15 protein-coding genes are annotated in these 18,037 nt (G+C 74.0%); all 15 read right to left on the reverse strand.

The features are described 5' to 3' along the window. Positions 1-21: 21 nt before the first annotated feature. Entirely contained in the window at positions 22-1,347 is a 1,326-nt protein-coding gene (locus FA014_RS06035; RefSeq protein WP_154728799.1) for a UDP-glucose dehydrogenase family protein, read from the reverse strand. Between the two features lie 161 nt (positions 1,348-1,508). Next, positions 1,509-2,993, reverse strand: a complete 1,485-nt coding sequence (locus FA014_RS06040; protein WP_154728800.1) for an NCS2 family permease — start codon at positions 2,991-2,993, stop codon at positions 1,509-1,511. 122 nt (positions 2,994-3,115) lie between these two features. Then, complete coding sequence (locus FA014_RS06045; protein WP_154728801.1) at positions 3,116-3,604, reverse strand: hypothetical protein; 489 nt, start codon at positions 3,602-3,604, stop codon at positions 3,116-3,118. Further along, positions 3,601-3,963, reverse strand: coding sequence for a response regulator (locus FA014_RS06050; protein WP_147797104.1), 363 nt, complete (start codon positions 3,961-3,963; stop codon positions 3,601-3,603). The genes FA014_RS06045 and FA014_RS06050 overlap by 4 nt, the downstream gene beginning before the upstream one ends. Before the next feature lie 67 nt (positions 3,964-4,030). Beyond that, the gene (locus FA014_RS06055; RefSeq protein WP_154728802.1) at positions 4,031-4,486 is read right to left on the reverse strand and encodes a chemotaxis protein CheX; all 456 of its coding nucleotides are present in this window, start codon (positions 4,484-4,486) and stop codon (positions 4,031-4,033) included. Continuing rightward, entirely contained in the window at positions 4,483-4,866 is a 384-nt protein-coding gene (locus tag FA014_RS06060) for a response regulator (protein WP_147795564.1), read from the reverse strand. The genes FA014_RS06055 and FA014_RS06060 overlap by 4 nt, the downstream gene beginning before the upstream one ends. Continuing rightward, entirely contained in the window at positions 4,863-5,873 is a 1,011-nt protein-coding gene (locus tag FA014_RS06065) for a CheR family methyltransferase (RefSeq protein WP_154728803.1), read from the reverse strand. Before FA014_RS06065 ends, FA014_RS06060 begins: the two co-directional genes overlap by 4 nt. Continuing rightward, positions 5,870-7,072 (reverse strand): protein-glutamate methylesterase/protein-glutamine glutaminase, encoded by a 1,203-nt coding sequence (locus FA014_RS06070; protein WP_154728804.1) that lies wholly within the window; start codon positions 7,070-7,072, stop codon positions 5,870-5,872. The genes FA014_RS06065 and FA014_RS06070 overlap by 4 nt, the downstream gene beginning before the upstream one ends. A 103-nt stretch (positions 7,073-7,175) precedes the next feature. Next, positions 7,176-8,807 (reverse strand): methyl-accepting chemotaxis protein, encoded by a 1,632-nt coding sequence (locus FA014_RS06075; RefSeq protein WP_154728805.1) that lies wholly within the window; start codon positions 8,805-8,807, stop codon positions 7,176-7,178. Continuing rightward, on the reverse strand, positions 8,807-9,943 hold the full coding sequence (gene chvE / locus FA014_RS06080) for a multiple monosaccharide ABC transporter substrate-binding protein (RefSeq protein ID WP_154728806.1): 1,137 nt from the start codon (positions 9,941-9,943) through the stop codon (positions 8,807-8,809). Before chvE ends, FA014_RS06075 begins: the two co-directional genes overlap by 1 nt. Before the next feature lie 167 nt (positions 9,944-10,110). Then, positions 10,111-11,715 carry a methyl-accepting chemotaxis protein gene (locus FA014_RS06085; protein WP_154728807.1) on the reverse strand — a complete coding sequence of 535 codons (1,605 nt, stop codon included), beginning with the start codon at positions 11,713-11,715 and terminating at the stop codon, positions 10,111-10,113. A 265-nt stretch (positions 11,716-11,980) separates the two neighbouring features. After that, complete coding sequence (locus FA014_RS06090; RefSeq protein ID WP_154728808.1) at positions 11,981-13,714, reverse strand: methyl-accepting chemotaxis protein; 1,734 nt, start codon at positions 13,712-13,714, stop codon at positions 11,981-11,983. A gap of 157 nt (positions 13,715-13,871) precedes the next feature. Next, a complete protein-coding gene (locus tag FA014_RS06095; RefSeq protein WP_154728809.1) occupies positions 13,872-15,473 on the reverse strand; it encodes a methyl-accepting chemotaxis protein in 1,602 nt (533 codons plus the stop codon). Positions 15,474-15,694: 221 nt separating this feature from the next. Next, positions 15,695-16,111 carry a chemotaxis protein CheW gene (locus tag FA014_RS06100; protein WP_154728810.1) on the reverse strand — a complete coding sequence of 139 codons (417 nt, stop codon included), beginning with the start codon at positions 16,109-16,111 and terminating at the stop codon, positions 15,695-15,697. Next, the coding region (locus tag FA014_RS06105; RefSeq protein WP_154728811.1) for a chemotaxis protein CheA at positions 16,108-18,037 on the reverse strand (1,930 nt) is incomplete at its 5' end. The genes FA014_RS06105 and FA014_RS06100, both read right to left, overlap by 4 nt.

The following is an 18,037-nucleotide window of genomic DNA, read 5'->3' on the forward strand; positions in this document are numbered from 1 at the left end:
GAGCGGGCGTGCGGGTGCGCGTCAGGGGCGGCCCAGGGCGCGGTAGGTCCAGCCCGCCGCGCGCCACGCGCGGGGGTCGAGGACGTTGCGGCCGTCCAGGACCGCGCGCCTGGCGACCAGCGCGCCGAGGCGCTCCGGGTCGAGCTCGCGGTACTCGCGCCACTCGGTCGCCAGCAGCACGACGTCGGCCCCCGCGACCGCCTCCTCCGCCGTGGCCGCGAACGCCAGCCCCGGCCACGCGCGGCGGGCGTTCTCGACGGCCTGCGGGTCGGTCACCACGACCTGCGCGCCCTGCAGCTGCATCTGCGCGGCCACGGACAGCGCCGGGGAGTCCCGGATGTCGTCGGAGTCGGGCTTGAACGCCGCGCCCAGCACCGCGATCCGCCGGCCGACGATGGACCCGCCGCACACCTCGCGGGCCAGGTCGACCATGCGCACCCGGCGGCGCATGTTGATCGCGTCGACCTCCCGGAGGAAGGACAGGGCCTGGTCGACCCCGAGCTCGCCGGCGCGCGCCATGAACGCCCGGATGTCCTTGGGCAGGCAGCCGCCGCCGAACCCGAGCCCCGCGTTGAGGAACCGCCGCCCGATCCGGTCGTCGTAGCCGATGGCGTCGGCGAGCCGGGTGACGTCCGCGCCGGTCGCCTCGCACAGCTCGGCCATCGCGTTGATGAACGAGATCTTGGTGGCGAGGAAGCTGTTCGCGGCGACCTTCACGAGCTGCGCCGTCGCGTAGTCGGTCACCACCAGCGGCGTGTGCTCGGCGAGCGGCGCGGCGTACACCTCGTCGAGGATCCCGCGGGCGCGGTCGCCGTCGGCGGTCGGGACGCCGTCGTCGTCGGTCGGCAGGCCGTAGACCAGGCGGTCGGGGTGCAGCGTGTCCTTGACCGCGAAGCCCTCGCGCAGGAACTCGGGGTTCCACACGAGCGTGGCCCCGGTGCCCTCGAGCCGCTCGGCGAGCGCCTCGGCGGTCCCCACGGGCACGGTCGACTTGCCGACGACCAGGTCCCCGGGGCGCAGGTGCGGGAGCAGCGCGGCGAACGCGTCCTCGACGTAGGTCAGGTCCGCCCGGAACTCGCCGTGCTTCTGCGGGGTGCCGACGCACAGGAAGTGCACCGCCGCGCCGGCGACGGCCGCCATGTCCGTCGCGAACGTGAGCCGCCCCTCGCCGCCGACCTCGGTCAGCAGCTCCGGCAGCCCGGGCTCGTAGAACGGGGCCTTGCCGGCGGCGAGCAGCTCGACCTTGGCGGCGTCGACGTCGACGCCGACGACGGTGTGCCCGAGCTTGGCCATGCTCGCGGCGTGCACGGCGCCCAGGTAGCCGCAGCCGATGACGGAGACGTGCATGGAGGACCCTTCGGCGGTGGCGGGTGGACCCCCCCGAACCTACCGTGGCCCGCCGGCACCCACCGGCACCCGGGGCAGCCCCCCGCCGGGAGCCCCGGGACGACGACGCCCGCCCGGACGCGCGGTCCGGGCGGGCGTGGTCGGGGTCGTGCCGGGCGGGGTCAGACGCCCAGCCAGGACTTGATCGGGCCGATGAGGAAGTAGACGACGAACAGCGCCGCGGCCACCCACATGAGCGGGTGCACCTGGCGGACCTTGCCGAGCGCCAGCTTCAGGACGACGAACGAGATGACGCCCGCGCCGATGCCGACCGTGATCGAGTACGAGAACGGCATGAGCACGATCGTGAGGAACGCCGGCACGGCGACCTCGAAGTTCTTCCAGTCGATGCCGGACACCTGCATCACCATGAGGAAGCCGACGACGACCAGGGCCGGGGTGGCCGCCTCGAACGGCACCATGCCGACCAGCGGGGACAGGAAGGTCGCGAGCAGGAAGGCGACGCCGGTGGTGACCGACGCGAGGCCGGTGCGTGCGCCGTCGCCGACGCCCGCGGCGGACTCGACGTAGGATGTGTTCGACGACACCGAGGCGGCGCCGCCCGCGGCCGCGGCGATCGAGTCGACGACCAGGATCTGGCGGGTGCGGGGCGGGTTGCCCTCCTCGTCCAGCAGGCCGGCCTCGCCGCCGACGGCGACCATCGTGCCCATCGTGTCGAAGAAGTCGGCGATCATCACCGAGAACACCAGCAGGATCACCGCGACGAGCCCGATCTTCTCGATCGACCCGAACAGCGAGAACTGGCCGAGGAGCGAGAAGTCGGGCGCGGCCACGAGCGAGTCCGGCACGGACGGCACGGCCAGCGACCAGCCGTCGGCGTTCTCCGCGGAGCGCTCGCCGAGGTTCCCGACGGCCTCCACGACGATGGCCAGCACGGTGGACACGGCGATGGCGATGAGGATCGCGCCGTGCACCTTGCGGGCCATCAGGATGATCGCGAGGAACAGGCCGACGACGAACACCAGCAGCGGCCAGGAGCCGAGCGAGCCGCCGATGCCGAGCTCGACGGGCGTCGCCTGGCTGAACGGGATGCGCACGAACCCGGCGTCGAACAGGCCGATGAACGCGATGAACAGGCCGATGCCGACGCTGATGGCGGTCTTGAGCTCCATCGGGACGGCGCGGAACACGGCCTCCCGGAAACCGGTGAGCACCAGCACGAGGATGATCAGGCCCTCGAGCACCACGATGCCCATCGCGTCGGCCCAGGTCATGTCGGGCAGCGACGCGATCGAGTAGGCGACGACGGCGTTCAGGCCGAGGCCCGCGGCGAGCGCCAGCGGGAAGTTGGCGACGAGGCCCATGAGGATCGACATGACGCCGGCGACCAGGGCGGTGGTCGCGGCGATCATCGGGATGTTCGGCTCGGACCCGCCGCCGAGGAAGTTCCCGGAGCCGTCCTGGACGGTCCCCAGGATGAGCGGGTTCAGCACGATGATGTAGCTCATCGTGAAGAAGGTGACGAGGCCGCCACGGATCTCGGTGCCGATGGTCGACCCGCGCTCGGAGATCTTGAAGAACCGGTCGACCGCGTTCTTCGGCGCGGCGGACGCCGGAGCGGTCGCCCGCGGGGAGGTGGTGGACATGGGGGGAAGTATGGCGGACGGGTGAGGGTCCGGTCGCGGGTGTCCGGGAGGTGTTCACCGGCCCGAAACACGCGGCGGCCCGGGCCCGTCGCGGGACCCGGGCCGCCGCGTGGCGGGACGCCTCAGATGACCAGGACCGACGCGGTGCCCGTGCCGTAGCCGGACACCTCGACCTCCAGGTCGAGCCGGCGCACGTACGCCAGCACCCACTGGGCCACGTCGGCCGGCAGCGGCTCCCGCGGGGCGTACCACTTGTCGAGCTTGAGGTGCGGGGCGTCGCCGACGTTGAACAGCGCGGCGGTGACGTTGAGGATCTCGCCGGCGTTCTCGGCCAGGGCCGAGGGCAGCTGCTCCTCCTCGACGGCGGTCTGCGCGGTGCGGGCCGGGACGAGCGCGATCGACGCGCCCAGATGGGCGGCGAGCGGCAGGTCGAACAGCACGAGCGCGGACAGCTTCATCAGCCTGTCGACGTAGACGCCGACCAGCGCCCCGCCGTTGAGCACCGGGTCGACCATCGGGCCGCCGGTCGTGACGGTGATGTCCCGCCCGACCAGGCCCTCCCAGTGCTCCCGCACCTCCATGGCGGCGGGCAGCGGCGTGGCGTCGCTCATGCCAGCACCGGGTCGATCGCCTCGCGGAACGTGTCCGCGGTGAACGGCTTGGCGATGAGGAACAGCGCACCGGCCTCCTCGGCGGTGGTGCGCATCTCCTCGGAGCCCTCGGAGGTCACGAACCCGAGCGGGGTGCCGAACCCCTCGGCGCGCAGGGCGCGCAGCAGGTCGATGCCGGTCAGGTTCGGCATGTTCCAGTCGGACAGGATGACGTCGGGCTCGTCGGCCCGCACGGCCTCGAGGGCCTCCTGGCCGTCGGACGCCTCGCGGACGTCCCAGTCGTAGCCGGCCTGGCGCAGCGTGCGGATCACGATCTGCCGCATCACCCGGCTGTCGTCGGCGATGAGCACGCGGATCATGCTCGTCACTTCCCTTCGGTGGCGGGTCCCGCGACGGTGGACGCGGGGGTCTGGGTGGTGCCGGGGCTCACTGGAACAGCGAGACCACGACGACGAGGGGACGGCCGCGCCAGTCGAGGCGCAGCTCGTGGGTGAGCGACCCGGCGGGGGCCGCGGGGAGGTCCGAGCGGACCTGGGGCAGCCCGAGGGTGCCCTGGCTCGGCAGCAGCGCCTTGACGTTGCCGCCGACGACGTTCGCGACCTCGCCGAACGCGTCGACCAGGTCCTCGGGGCCGACGGGCTCGTCGGCACCCATGCCCAGCAGGGCGCGGGTCAGCGCGTGCGCGGTCGCGACGTCGGTGGCGACGGCGGCGCGCCCGGCGAGCTCGCCGTGCACGTCCACCCAGGCGGCCAGCGGCTCGGCGGGGGCGGGCACGTCGCCCTCCCAGGGGCGGAGGTGGCCGGGCTCCCCGTCGACCATCGCCGCGAACACCTCCTCGGCGATCGCGAACACCTGGTCCTGCTCCACGGCGGCGGCGGTCATACGGGCTCCTCGGCGGGGACGAGCCCGAGCAGGTCGAGCTTGTCGCGGATGGCATCGGTGGTGAACGGCTTGATCAGGTACTCGTGGGCGCCCGCCGCGAGCGCGCGCACGATCTGGCCGTGCTCGCTCTCGGTCGTGACCATCATCAGCGTGATGTTGCGCCACGCCGGGTTGGCGCGGACCTTGGTGACGAAGGTGAGGCCGTCCATCACCGGCATGTTCCAGTCGATGCAGGCGAGGTCGACCTCCTCTCCCGACTCGAGCAGGTCCAGCGCCTGCTGCCCGTCCCCGGCCTGGACGGTGCTGAACCCCAGGTCCTCCAGGGCGCCCGCGACGATGCGCCGCATCGTCCGCGAGTCGTCGATGACCAGTGCTCTCATCGCGTCACTCCTTGTTCGAATGCCGGTCCGGCGGGGCGCCGCGGCGCGGTGGGCAGGGTGGTGGCCGGTCGCGGCTGGACCGGCCAGGTGGACGTGGGGGCCCCGGCGGCGGGCACGCGGGGCGCCGCGGTCGGGACCGCCGGGGTGGCGCCGGTGAGGGTGCCGGGTGCGAGGCGCGGGGACGGGACGGCGCCGGCGTGCACCGGCCGGTACACCGACCCGCGCTCGACGGGGACCCGCTCCCAGTCGCCGTCGACCCCGATCGTGGTCTCGGCGGCGCCGAGCACCAGGTACCCGCCGGGGCGGAGCGCGCGGTGCACCCGGCCGAGGATCGAGCGCTTGGTCTCGAGGTCGAAGTAGATGAGCACGTTGCGCAGGAACACGACGTCGAACGGGCCGGCGGGCGGCAGGTCGAGCAGGTTGTGCTTCGCGAACGTGATGCTGCGGCGCAGCTCGTCGGCGATCTGCCAGTCGTGCCCGGCCCGCTGGAACCAGCGGACCATCATGGGCGCGGGCAGGCCGCGGTTGACCTCGAGCTGCGAGTACCGCCCGGACCGGGCCTGGGCGAGCACCTGCTCGGACAGGTCGGTGGCCGTGATGCTGAACCGCGCGCCCGGGCCGAGCACGTCGGTGAGCGTCATGGCGATGGAGTAGGGCTCCTGCCCGGTGGAGCAGGCGGCCGACCACACCTTGAGGCCGTCGAGCACGGTCCGCTCGGCGCGCAGGCCGGGCACGATGTGCGTCCGGAGCGCGCTGAACGGGGCGTTGTCCCGGAACCAGGACGTCTCGTTCGTGGTGAGGGCCTCGACGATGTCGGCGAGGTCGGACTCCCGGCGCGCGGACCGCACCTCGCGGACGTAGGCGTCGACGCCGGCGTGGCCCCCCTCGCGGGCGAGCGGCAGCAGCCGGCTCTCCACGAGGTACTCCTTGCCGGCCTCCAGCTGGATGGCGCTGCGCCGCCGCACGACGTCGGCGACGAAGGCGAACGTGTCTTGGGTCAGGCTCACGGCCGACCTCCGATCGGGGCTGCGGGACGTCCGCCGCCGGCGCGGGCCAGCACGGACTCGAGGGTGGGGGCGACCTCGCTCAGGGGAAGCACGCGGTGGGCGAACCCGGCGGTCGCGACCGCCCCGGGCATCCCCCACACGACGCTGGTGGGCTCGTCCTGGACCACGACGGTGCCGCCGGCCCCGACGACGTCCTCGCAGCCGGTGCGGCCGTCCGCGCCCATGCCGGTGAGGACGAGGGCGAGCAGCTGCCCGCCGAGCTCGCGCACCGCGGACCGGAACAGCACGTCGACGGCGGGCCGGCAGAAGTTCACCGGCGGGCCGTCCGTCAGCTTGACCCGGAGCTGGCCGGCGGACCGGCTGAGCTCGAGGTGGTGGTCGCCCGGGGCGATGTAGACGGTGCCCGGCTGGAGCACGTCGCCGTCGGCGGCCTCCACGACCGTGGCCGGGCCGAGCCGGTCCAGGCGGGCCGCGAGCTGCCGGGTGAACACCGGCGGCATGTGCTGCACGACGAGCACGGGCACCGGCGGCGCCGCCGACAGCGCGCCGATCACCTTGGACAGCGCCTCGGGGCCGCCGGTGGACGAGCCGATGATGACGGCGCTCACCGGGTGCGGCGCGGGCGCCGGGCGGGTGACGACCGCGCGGCGGGAGTTCGCCGAGGAGGCGACCGGGGCCGGCCCCGCGGCCGCACCGGCGCCGAGGCGGGTGCGGGGCGCGGGTGCGCCGGCCGGTGCCGCCCCGGCGACCGGGCCGCCGGCGGGCGGGAGCGCCCCGGCGGCACCGGGCCGGTGCTGCACCAGCGCCTTGATCTTCGGGATGAGCTCGCTCGCGACCCGGTCCAGCGACTCCTGGACGCTGCCGACGTTCGCGGGCTTGGTCACGTAGTCCGTCGCGCCGGCGACGAGGGCGTCCAGGGTGGCGGACGCACCGCGCTCGGTGAGCGTGGAGAACATGATGATCGGCATGGTGTGCCGGTTGCGGCGCAGCGCGCGCACCGCCTCGATGCCGTTCATCTCCGGCATCTCGATGTCCATGGTGACGAGGTCGGGGGCCAGCTGGTCGACCTTGGCGAGCGCGATGCGCCCGTTGGAGGCGAAGCCCACCACCTCGATGTCGGGGTCGCGCGAGAGCGAGTCCGTCACCAGCCGGCGGACGACGACCGAGTCGTCGACCACCAGCACACGGATCCTGGTCACGAAGTTCCCCTTACACGCGGACCGGCCGCACCGGCCGGGTTCGTGGTTCTGATCGGTCGGTGCGGCCGGTTCCTGAGCCGCCGGGGCGGCCCGGTGGGGGCCGTCAGAAGGTGAAACGGGCGACCCGCTCGTGCAGGTCCGCGGACAGCGACGCGAGGTCGTTGACCTGCGAGGACACCGCCCCGAGGACGTCCGCGGAGCGCGCCGCGGCACCCGCGACGCCGGTGATGTTCGTGGCGATCTCACCCGACCCGGTCGCGGCCTCCGCGACGGAGCGCGACATCTCGTTGGTGGTCGCCGTCTGCTCCTCCACCGCGCTGGCGATGGTGAGCTGGTAGTCGTTGATCGACGCGATGATCTGGGAGATCTCGCCGATCGCCGTGACGGCCGCCGAGGTGTCGTTCTGGATGGCCTCGACCCGGCGGGCGATGTCCTCCGTGGCCTTGGCGGTCTCCTGGGCCAGCTCCTTGACCTCGCCGGCCACGACCGCGAACCCCTTGCCCGCCTCCCCGGCCCGCGCCGCCTCGATCGTCGCGTTCAGCGCCAGCAGGTTCGTCTGCTCCGCGATGCTCGTGATGACCTTGACGACGTTCCCGATCTCCTGGGACGACGACCCCAGGCGGGCCACCTGCTCGTTGGTGGCGGCGGCCACGTCGGTCGCCTGGCTCGCCACCTTGGCGGCGTGCGAGGCGTTCTGGGCGATCTCCCGGATGGACGCGCCCATCTGCTCGGCGCCGGCGGCGACCGCCTGCACGTTGCGGGACACCTCCTCGGCGGCCGCGGCCACGACCCCGGCCTGCGCGGAGGTCTCCTGGGAGCCCGCGACGACGTCGCCGTTCGACGCGGTGAGGCTGGCGGCGGTCGTCTCCACGGAGCCGGCCGCGTCCACCACGCCCGCGAGCGTCGTGCGCAGCGACTCCTGCGCCTGGCCGAGCGCCTCGGCCATCCGGCCCGTCTCGTCGTGCCACGGCACCTCGGTCGGCACGGTGAGGTCGCCGTCGGCCATCGCCTCGAGCGACCCCTGCACGCTGCGCACCGCCCGGGTGATCCGGCGGATGACCAGCACGGCCAGCAGCCCGGACAGGGCGGCGCCGACCACGAACGCGACGACGAGCGCGACGATCGTGCGGTTCACCTCCGCGCGGCTGTCGGCCAGGATCTGGTCCACCTGCGCGTCGACCTGGCCCTGCGCGAGCGCCAGCGCGCGGCCCGCCCAGTCGGGGTCGGCCGAGGCGTCGGCCGCGAGCGCGGTGCGCAGCCCGGGCAGGTCGCCCGCCTCGACGAACGGCAGCAGCGTGCCGTCGCGGTAGGTGACCCAGGCGTCCCAGCGGTCGACGAAGTCCGTCCACTGCCGGGTGCCGGACTGCGGGTAGCCGTCGATGGCGTCGATCTGCGCGGCGACGTCGCGGTCGTTCCACGCCGAGGACTCGAGCAGCTGCGCCCGGACGGACTCGTCGGTCGCCTCGGCGGCGCGGTGCACGAGCAGGTGGCTGCGGGTCTGCGCGGTGCGCAGCTCGGACATCGCCGACTGCAGGTCGCCGGTCAGCCCGGACATCTCCTCCAGGTGCTGGCCCGCGCGGTACAGCGCCACGGCGCCGACGCCGCCGACGAGGGCGAACGTGCCGCCGAGCACCAGCAGCGAGACGGCGATCTTCAGGGCGATCGGGCGGTCCCAGAACCAGGACGCGCGGTTCCGGCGGGTCGCGCCGGCCGGGGTGTGGTCGGTGGTGCGCATCAGCCCAGCTCCTCCGCCGTGTAGTAGCCGCCGTCCACGAGGACCTGGCGGTAGTTCTCCCCCGTGACCACCTGCGGCGCCAGCAGGTACGACGGCACGACCTTCACGCCGTTGTCGTACGAGGCGTTGTCGTTGGTCTCGGGCTCCGCGCCGTCCAGCAGCGCGCGCACCATCGAGACCGCGACCTCCGCGAGCTGGCGGGTGTCCTTGTAGACCGTGCCGTACTGCTCCCCCGCCGCGATCGACTTCGCGGACGCCAGCTCGGCGTCCTGGCCGGTCACGACCGGCAGCGGCAGCGCGTCCGAGCCGTAGCCGATGCCCTTGACGGCGTCGAGGACCGCGATCGAGATGCCGTCGTACGGGGACAGCACCCCGTCGAGGCGCCGGTCGGCGTACCGCGGGAGCAGGGTCTGCATCCGCGCGGTGGCGTTCTTCGGGTCCCACGCGGCGGTGGCGATCGTCTCGAAGTCCGTCTCGCCGGACGGCACGACGAGCACCCCGGAGTCGAGGTACGGCGTCAGCACCTGCATCGCGCCGGAGTAGAAGACGCTCGCGTTGTTGTCGTCGGTCGACCCGGCGAACAGCTCGACGTTGTAGGGGCCGGTCGCGCCGGTGGGCTCGCCGCCGGCGTCCAGGACGCCGAGGCCCTGCAGCAGCTGCGTGGCCTGCAGGACGCCGACCCGGGCGTTGTCGAAGGTCGCGTAGTAGGCGACGTCGGGCGACTCGCGGATCAGCCGGTCGTAGGCGATCACCGGGATGCCGGCGTCGGCGGCGTCACCCAGGACGTCCTTGAGCGCGACACCGTCGATCGAGCCGATCACCAGCGCGTCGGCGCCGGCGGCGATCATGTCCTGCAGCTGCTGGACCTGGGTGGGCACGTCGTTCTCCGCGTACTCCAGGTCGACGTCGTAGCCGAGCGCCTGCAGCTGGTCCTGGACGTTCTCGCCGTCCGCGATCCACCGCTCGGACGTCGTCGTGGGCATCGCCACGCCGACCAGCGGCCGGCCGCCGTCCTCGCCCGCCGCACCGCCCGCGCCCGGGTCCGCGGACCCGCAGCCCGCGACCGTCACCACCGCCACCAGCGCGAGGCACGCGGCGAGCGCATTCCCCGCACGGTGGCGCTTCCCGTGCCTCATCTCGACTCCCTCGTCCGATCCGGCGCGACGCCCCCTGGCGCGGCCGTGCCCCTCGGATCGACCGGGACCGCGCGGATGTGAGCGCTCTCCCGCGGAAACGGCGGGTGAACACCGCGAGGCCGCCCGGGTGCGGCACCCGGGCGGCCTCGTGCTGACGGCGGCTCCCGTCAGTAGGTGAAGCGGGACACCCGGCCGCGCAGGTCCTCGGACATGCGCGCGAGCTCGCCGATCGAGTCGCCCATCTGCCCGAGGGTCTGCGAGGAGGTGGCCGTCGCGGACGCGACGCCGGTGATGTTGGTGGCGATCTCGCCGGAGCCGGTCGCGGCCTCGGCCACCGAGCGGGACATCTCCGTCGTGGTGGCGGTCTGCTCCTCGACCGCCGAGGCGATCGTCAGCTGGTAGTCGTTGATGCTCGCGATGATGTGCGAGATCTCGCCGATCGCGGTCACCGCGGCGCCGGTGTCGGCCTGGATGGCCTCGACCCGGCGGACGATGTCCTCCGTGGCCTTGGCGGTCTCCTGGGCCAGCTCCTTGACCTCGCCGGCCACGACCGCGAAGCCCTTGCCGGCCTCGCCCGCGCGGGCCGCCTCGATCGTGGCGTTCAGCGCCAGCAGGTTGGTCTGCTCGGCGATCGACGTGATGGCCTTGACCACGTTGCCGATCTCCTGGCTCGACTCGCCGAGCCGGGTCACCTGGTCGTTGGTGGCCGCGGCGACGTCGGTCGCCTGGCCCGCGACCTTGGCCGCCTGGGACGCGTTCTGCGCGATCTCGCGGATGGAGGCGCCCATCTCCTCGGCGCCCGCCGCCACGGTCTGCACGTTGCGGGACACCTGCTCGGCCGCGGCCGCGACGACGCCGGCCTGGGCCGAGGTCTCGTCGGAGCCGGCGACCACCTGGTGCGACGCGACGGACAGCTCCTCGGCGGCCGCGGCCACCGTCTGGGCCGTCTCGACGACGCCGGACACCAGGCCGCGCAGGCTGGTCTGGGTGCGCTCGAGGTCGACCGCGAGGGTGCCGATCTCGTCCCCGCCGGTGACGCCGGACGGCACGGTCAGGTCGCCGTCGCCGGCCGCGGCGAGCGCGTGGGACACGCCGCCGATCCGGCGGACGATGCCGCGCGCGACCACGAACGCCAGCGCGGACGCGGCCACCGCGCCCAGCAGCGCGACCAGCACCGTGATCCACACGGAGCGGGCGCCCAGGTCGTCCGTCTCCTTCGCGAGCGCCGCCGCCTGGTCCCCCTGCGAGGTGGTCTCGACCTGCATGGCGTCCAGCACCGCGGTCGTCAGCGGGCGCACGGTGTCGTTGAAGTACGTGCCGAACTGCTCGGCGTCGCCGGCGTCGGCCATCGGGAACAGCGTGTCCTCCGCGGCCGCGTAGTAGTCGTCCAGGGCGGCGACGACCGCGTCGACGTCGTCCTGGCTGACCGCGTTGGCCCGGTACTCCTCGATCTGCGCGGCGAGGTCGCCCTGGCGCTCGGTGAGCTCGTCCGCGAGGGTGGCGCGGGTCTCGGCGTCCGCGATGCCGTACTGGATGACGCGGGCCCGGTCGCCCTGGAACGAGCGCTGGATCTCGGTGAGCTGCTGCAGCGGCGTCACGTTGCCGGAGTACATCTCGGCGGCGTCCGCGCGCAGCGTGCGCAGGGAGCCGATCGCCACGGCGGTCACGACCGCGGTCATCGCGACCATCACGAGCACCGCGGTGAGGATCTTGACCAGCACCGGGCGGTCGGCCCAGAGCCGCCGCGGGGAGCCGTCGTGCTGCACGCTCATCTGTCGTTCCTTCGTCGAGGGGGACCTACGTCCTCACCATCGGCCGCCGCCGCGGCGGCGCGAGCGGTTCCGCGGCACGGCGGCCGGGTGGAATCGGGCCCGCGGACCGGCCCGCCGCTCGGCCCGCGGCGGCCGCCCGGTGCGCCGAGGGGGTACGCGACACGTCGAGCGAGCACCCGCTGGGTGCTCGCTCGACGTGTCGGCTGCTCGCTCGGCGCTGGGCGCCGGGCGTGCGGGGGGCCGGGCGCGCGGCGCCGGGCCGGGGTCAGTACCGGAAGCCGCCCACCCGGGCGCGCAGGTCCTCGGCCATGCGGGCCAGCTCGCCGATCGCGCCGCCCATCTGGTTCAGCGTCTGCGAGGACTCCGCGGCCGCCGCGGCGACCCCGGTGATGTTGGTGGCGATCTCGCCCGAGCCGGTGGCGGCCTCGGCGACCGACCGGGACATCTCGTTGGTCGTCGCCGTCTGCTCCTCGACCGCGCTGGCGATCGTCAGCTGGTAGTCGTTGATCGACGCGATGATCGACGAGATCTCGCTGATCGCCGCGACGGCCCCGGTGGTGTCGCCCTGGATGGCCTCGACCCGGCGGGCGATGTCCTCCGTGGCCTTGGCCGTCTCCTGCGCGAGCTCCTTGACCTCGCCGGCGACGACGGCGAAGCCCTTGCCGGCCTCCCCGGCGCGCGCCGCCTCGATCGTCGCGTTCAGCGCCAGCAGGTTCGTCTGCTCGGCGATGCTGGTGATGACCTTGACGACGTTGCCGATCTCCTGGCTCGAGACGCCGAGGCGGGCGACCTGGTCGTTGGTCGACTGGGCGACGTCGGTCGCCTGGCCGGCGATCTTCGCGGCCTGCGTCGAGTTCTGCGCGATCTCGCGGATGCTGGCGCCCATCTGCTCGGCGCCCGCGGCGACCGTCTGCACGTTCCGGGACACCTGCTCCGCCGCCGCGGCGACGACCCCGGCCTGCGCGGAGGTCTCGTCGGAGCCGGCGACCACCTGGTGCGACGCGGCGGACAGCTCCTCGGCCGCGGCGGCGACGGTCTGCGCCGTCTCGACGACGCCCGTGATCGTCGAGCGCAGGTTCTCCTGCGCCCGGGTCAGCGAGCGGGCCATCTGCCCGAGCTCGTCGGTCGAGTCGACCTGCGCGACGACGGTCAGGTCGCCCTCCGCCATGGCCTCGATCGCCCGCTGCACCTCGGTGACCTGGCGGCGGATGATCTGGGCGATGACCATGCCGATCGCGCCCACCAGCAGCACGCCCGCGGCGAGCACGACGAGCAGCAGGCGCGCGCCGGCGGTCGCCTTCGCGGCCGCGTCGTCGGAGACGGTCTGCAGGTAGTCGGCGGCCGACTGCTCGGCGGCCTCGAGGCCGGTGACCATGGCGTCGACCGCGTCCTGGGCCGGGCCGTCGGTGACCTCGCCGAACGTCGCGGTGTCGTCCGCGAACGCGGCCGGGATCAGCTGGTCGTCACGGACCTGCTGCCACTGCGCCCACGCCGCCTTGAAGTCGTCCCAGCCCGGGACGGTGACGCCGTCCAGACCGGCCTCGAACGCGTCGGCCGCGGCCTGCAGGTCGGCGTCCGTCGCCGCCATCGCGTCGGTGCGCTCCTGCTGCTGCGCCGCGGTGGTGGTGTCGCTCGCACCGGCCTGCGCGATCAGCATGCGCGCCTTGATCTCCTCCTGGTGCACGACGGCGAGCGGCGCGATGACGCCCGCGGACACACCCTGGACGGTGGCGGTGCTCGCCGCGAGGTCGCTCATCCGCACGGAGGCGAACACGCCCGTCCCCGCCACGACGGCGACGACGACCGCGAGCAGGACCAGGATCTTGGTGCGGACGCCGCGGTCGACGAACAGGGCCGCGACGCGACCGGTGCGGCGGCCGTCCGGCGACGGGTGGCCGCCGGCGGTGCGCGCGGGGGCGGACCCGCCCGGGCCGCGCGGCGTGGGCACGCGGTCGAGGGCGGCCGTGCGCGGCTGCCTCGACGTCGTGGTGACGCTCATGGTGGGTCCTCGTTCCTCGGTGTCGTCCCCTGCTGGGCATCTGATCGACCGGGGGCGGACCGGCGTGAGCCGCGGCCGGGGTGAACCCGCGGTGGACGACGACCGGCCGCGGCGCCCCCTCGTCGGGGTCGCCGCGGCCGGTGCGCGCGGGGCGTGCTCAGTACGTGAACTGGGCCACGCGTCCGCGCAGGTCCTCGGACAGCCGGGCCAGCTCGCCGATGGCGGACCCCATCTGGTTGAGGGTCTGGGAGGACTCGGTCGCGGCGGAGGCGACGCCGGTGATGTTGGTGGCGATCTCCCCCGACCCCGTCGCGGCCTCGGCCACCGACCGGGACATCTCCGTGGTCGTGGCGGTCTGCTCCTCCACCGCCGAGGCGATCGTCAGCTGGTAGTCGTTGATGCTCGCGATGATGTGGCTGATCTCCCCGATCGCCCCCACCGCACCGCTGGTGTCCGCCTGGATCGCCTCCACCCGCCGCGCGATGTCCTCGGTCGCCTTCGCCGTCTCCTGCGCCAGCTCCTTGACCTCGCCGGCCACGACCGCGAAGCCCTTGCCGGCCTCGCCCGCGCGCGCGGCCTCGATGGTCGCGTTCAGCGCCAGCAGGTTCGTCTGCTCGGCGATGCTCGTGATCACCTTGACGACGTTGCCGATCTCCTGCGACGACGTCCCCAGCCGCGCGACCTGCTCGTTCGTCACCGCCGCCGCGTCCGTGGCCTGACCCGCGACCTTCGCCGCCTGCGACGCGTTCTGCGCGATCTCCCGGATGCTCGCACCCATCTGCTCGGCACCCGCCGCCACCGTCTGCACGTTCCGCGACACCTGCTCCGCCGCCGCCGCCACGACCCCCGCCTGCGCGGAGGTCTCGTCCGAACCGGCCACCACCTGGGTGGAGGCGGCCGAGAGCTCCTCGGCCGCCGCGGCGACCGTCTGCGCCGTCTCGACGACGCCGGACACCACGCCGCGCAGGCTGCCCTGGGCGGTCTGGAGGGACCGCGCCATGTCGCCCAGCTCGTCGGCGGTGCGGACGTCGGCCCGAACCGTGAGGTCGCCCTCGGCCATCGCCTCGAGCGCGTGCCGCACCTGGCCGGCGCCCTGCGCCAGCCGCCGCGACACGACGAAGCCGATCACGAGCACGATCGCGAGGCCGGCGACCAGCAGCGCGACGACCGTCACGATCGTGCGGGTCACCAGCGCGGACGCCGCGTCGGTGCTCGCGTCGGCGACCTCGGCCACCGACTGGTTCTCCAGGGCGATGGCGTCCGCCGCGATCGTCGTCTGCGGCAGGATCTGCGCGCGGTAGAACGCCGCCGCCCCGGCCACGTCGCCCTCGTCGGCCATCGGGAACAGCTCGTCCTGCGCCAGGCGGACCATCTCGTTCCAGCCCGAGTCGAAGTCGGACCACGCCTGGTCGTTCACCGCCAGGTCGCCGTACGCCGCCTGCTGCTCCTGGATCGACGCGACGTACTCGTCGAGCTGGTCGCGCAGGTCGGACCGGACGTCCGTCGACGCCGCCGGGTACTCCACCATCCGGGCCCGCCCCGCCTGGAGCGCGCGCTGCAGGTCGCTGACCTGCCCGAGCTGGGCGACGTAGGCGCCCTCCTTCGCGACCTCGTCGCGCAGCTGGACCAGGCTGGTCGCGGCGGCCACCGCGACGAGCACGGCGACGAGCCCGGCGGCGGCCAGCAGGCCGAGCACCTTGCCGGCGATGGACAGCCGCAGCCCGCGGGCGCGGGACGGGGCGGTGACGGTTCGGGACATGGAGGCTCCACTGCGTGCGGGGGCGACGCGACCCGCGCAGCTGAGCGCGGGCCCGACGTGTCGCCGGGACGCCCCTCCCATCGGCAGGGCCCTGACCTGCATGACCGTCGCCGGCGGGTGAAGTGAAGCGCTTAGCTCCCGGGACGACGCGAGGGGCCCGCGCCGACGCCCCGGGAGGAGGTCGGCGCGGGCCCCTCGCGGGTGCTCCGTGCGCGCGGGCGTCAGGCCGCGGTGGCCTGGTCCACGTCCAGGACCAGCAGCAGCCGGCCGTCGAGCTTGTGCGCGCCGAGGATCAGCGGCCGCAGGGCGGCGTCCAGCGTCTCCGGCGGGGCCTCGAACGTCTCGGGGCCGACCTCCATGACGTCACCGATCTCGTCGACCAGCAGGCTGACGGGCTCGCCCGCCACCTGCACGACGACCATCATCGGCTCCGCGTCCTCGCCGAGCGGCTCGAGGCCGAGGCGGGGACGCAGGTCGACCGTGAGGACGACCTGACCGCGCAGGTTCACCAGGCCGGCGACCCCGGGCGGGGCCAGCGGCACGCGGGTGCGGACGTGCGAACGCAGCGCCTCCTGCACCCGCGTGACGTCGACCCCGTACAGGCTGCCGCCGAGGCTGAACGTGACGTACTGGCTCATCGGGTGGCTCCCACCAGCTCGGACCCGCCGACCTGCGTCGGGAGGTCGTCGTACGTGGAGCGGTGCTCGGGCCGCTCGTCGTAGAACGCCGCGTCGGCGGCGAGGATCGCGCGGCGCACGTCCAGCAGCTCCGTGACCTTCTCCCCCAGCACCGTGGAGCCGACCAGGCCGGCGTCCTCGATGTCGGAGTGCCGGGCCGAGTCGTCGTCGACGATGTCGACGATCTCCTTGACCACGAGGCCGACGCTGCGGCCCGCGCGGCTGTAGACGACGAGCAGCAGCTCGGACGACTCCTCGGACCCGTAGGCGCCGAGGATCCGGTCCAGCCGGGCCAGCGGCAGGATCGTGCCGCGGTACTGCACGACCTCCCGCCCGCCGACGTACTCGACCTGGTCGGCCTGCACGTGCTCCAGGCGGGCGACCGACGCGAGCGGCATGGCGACCTGGCGGCCGCCGCCGATCCCGACGACCAGGACCTGCTGGGTGTCGCGGGCCGCGTTCGCCGCCGCGTTGTCGTGCGCGTCGCGGGCGGCGACGTCGAGCTCGCCGGCCAGGGCGCGGCGGGCGATGGCCTGCACGTCCAGGATCAGCGCGACGTGGCCGTCGCCGAGGACGGTCGCACCCGAGTACGCGCCGATCGCCTTCAGGCGGGCGGACAGCGGCTTGACCACGATCTCCTCGGTGTTGAGCACCCGGTCGACCAGCAGGCCGAACCGCTGCTGGTCCGACTGGACCACCGCGATGACCGCGTTCTCCGGGCGCTCGCCGCCGACCTCCAGGACCGAGGACAGCGAGACCAGCGGCAGCAGCTCCCCGCGCAGCCGGTACACGGCCGCCTCGTGGATGTGCTCGATGCCGGACTCCGAGCGCTGCGAGTCGAGCGCCACGAGCTCCAGCAGGTTGACCTGCGGGATCGCGTACAGGTCGCCGCTGCACTCCACCGTCAGCGCGGGCATGATCGCCAGCGTCAGCGGGATGCGCAGCCGCCACGTGGTGCCGCGGCCCACGACCGAGTCGACCTCGACCGCGCCGCCGATCGCCTCGATCTTGGTGCGGACGACGTCCATGCCGACGCCGCGGCCGGACACGTTGGACACGACCTCGGCCGTCGAGAACCCGGCGAGGAACAGCAGCTGCAGCAGATCCGCCTGGCTCATCGCCGCGACCTGGTCGGCTGTCCGCAGGCCCTTCTGGACCGCCTTGGCGCCGATCTTCTCCGGGTCGATGCCCCGGCCGTCGTCGGCGACCTCCACCACCACCTGGCCGGACGCGTGGTACGCGCGCAGCCCCAGGACACCCTTCGGCGCCTTGCCTGCGGCGATGCGGTCCGCCGAGGCCTCGATGCCGTGGTCGACCGCGTTGCGCACCAGGTGCGTCAGCGGGTCCTTCACGGCCTCCAGCAGGCTGCGGTCGAGCTCGGTGTCGCCGCCGGACAGCTCCAGCTGCACCTCGCGGTGGCAGGCCGCCGCGACGTCGCGGACCATGCGCGGCATCTTCGACCACAGGTGCTCGATGGGCTGCATGCGGGTCTTCATGACCCCCTCCTGCAGCTCGCCGGCGATGAGGTTGAGGCGCTGCGCGGAGCGGGCGAGGTCGACGTCGTCGGTGCCCCCCGCCAGCCGGCTGATCTGGTTGCGGGCCAGCACCAGCTCGCCGACCTGGCGCATCAGGGCGTCGAGCAGGTCGACGTCCACGCGGATCGACGCGTCGGCGGCGCCGGCGCGCAGCGAGCCGAGCTCCTCGGCCGGGGCCGGAGCCGGCGGCGCAGCCGCGGCCGGGACCGGGGGCGCGGCGGCGACCTGCGGGACCGGGTGACGGCGCTGCGGGCCGCGGTGCCGAGCACCGTCGAGGTCGGCTGCAGCGGCGACGTCCTGGGCGTCGAGGGGCTGCTCGCGGGCGCGCGGACCTGGCACTCGGGGCTCGCGA

Source organism: Cellulomonas hominis, from assembly GCF_005239125.1.
In the GTDB taxonomy this organism is placed as follows: domain Bacteria; phylum Actinomycetota; class Actinomycetes; order Actinomycetales; family Cellulomonadaceae; genus Cellulomonas; species Cellulomonas hominis_A.

Excerpts from the sequence above, each read along its gene's own strand:
- FA014_RS06035 (WP_154728799.1), bottom strand. The coding sequence starts at position 1,347 with ATGCACGTCTCCGTCATCGGCTGCGGCTACCTGGGCGCCGTGCACGCC.
- FA014_RS06040 (WP_154728800.1), bottom strand. The coding sequence starts at position 2,993 with ATGTCCACCACCTCCCCGCGGGCGACCGCTCCGGCGTCCGCCGCGCCG.
- FA014_RS06045 (WP_154728801.1), bottom strand. The coding sequence starts at position 3,604 with ATGAGCGACGCCACGCCGCTGCCCGCCGCCATGGAGGTGCGGGAGCAC.
- FA014_RS06050 (WP_147797104.1), bottom strand. The coding sequence starts at position 3,963 with ATGATCCGCGTGCTCATCGCCGACGACAGCCGGGTGATGCGGCAGATC.
- FA014_RS06055 (WP_154728802.1), bottom strand. The coding sequence starts at position 4,486 with ATGACCGCCGCCGCCGTGGAGCAGGACCAGGTGTTCGCGATCGCCGAG.
- FA014_RS06060 (WP_147795564.1), bottom strand. The coding sequence starts at position 4,866 with ATGAGAGCACTGGTCATCGACGACTCGCGGACGATGCGGCGCATCGTC.
- FA014_RS06075 (WP_154728805.1), bottom strand. The coding sequence starts at position 8,807 with ATGCGCACCACCGACCACACCCCGGCCGGCGCGACCCGCCGGAACCGC.
- chvE (WP_154728806.1), bottom strand. The coding sequence starts at position 9,943 with ATGAGGCACGGGAAGCGCCACCGTGCGGGGAATGCGCTCGCCGCGTGC.
- FA014_RS06085 (WP_154728807.1), bottom strand. The coding sequence starts at position 11,715 with ATGAGCGTGCAGCACGACGGCTCCCCGCGGCGGCTCTGGGCCGACCGC.
- FA014_RS06090 (WP_154728808.1), bottom strand. The coding sequence starts at position 13,714 with ATGAGCGTCACCACGACGTCGAGGCAGCCGCGCACGGCCGCCCTCGAC.
- FA014_RS06095 (WP_154728809.1), bottom strand. The coding sequence starts at position 15,473 with ATGTCCCGAACCGTCACCGCCCCGTCCCGCGCCCGCGGGCTGCGGCTG.
- FA014_RS06100 (WP_154728810.1), bottom strand. The coding sequence starts at position 16,111 with ATGAGCCAGTACGTCACGTTCAGCCTCGGCGGCAGCCTGTACGGGGTC.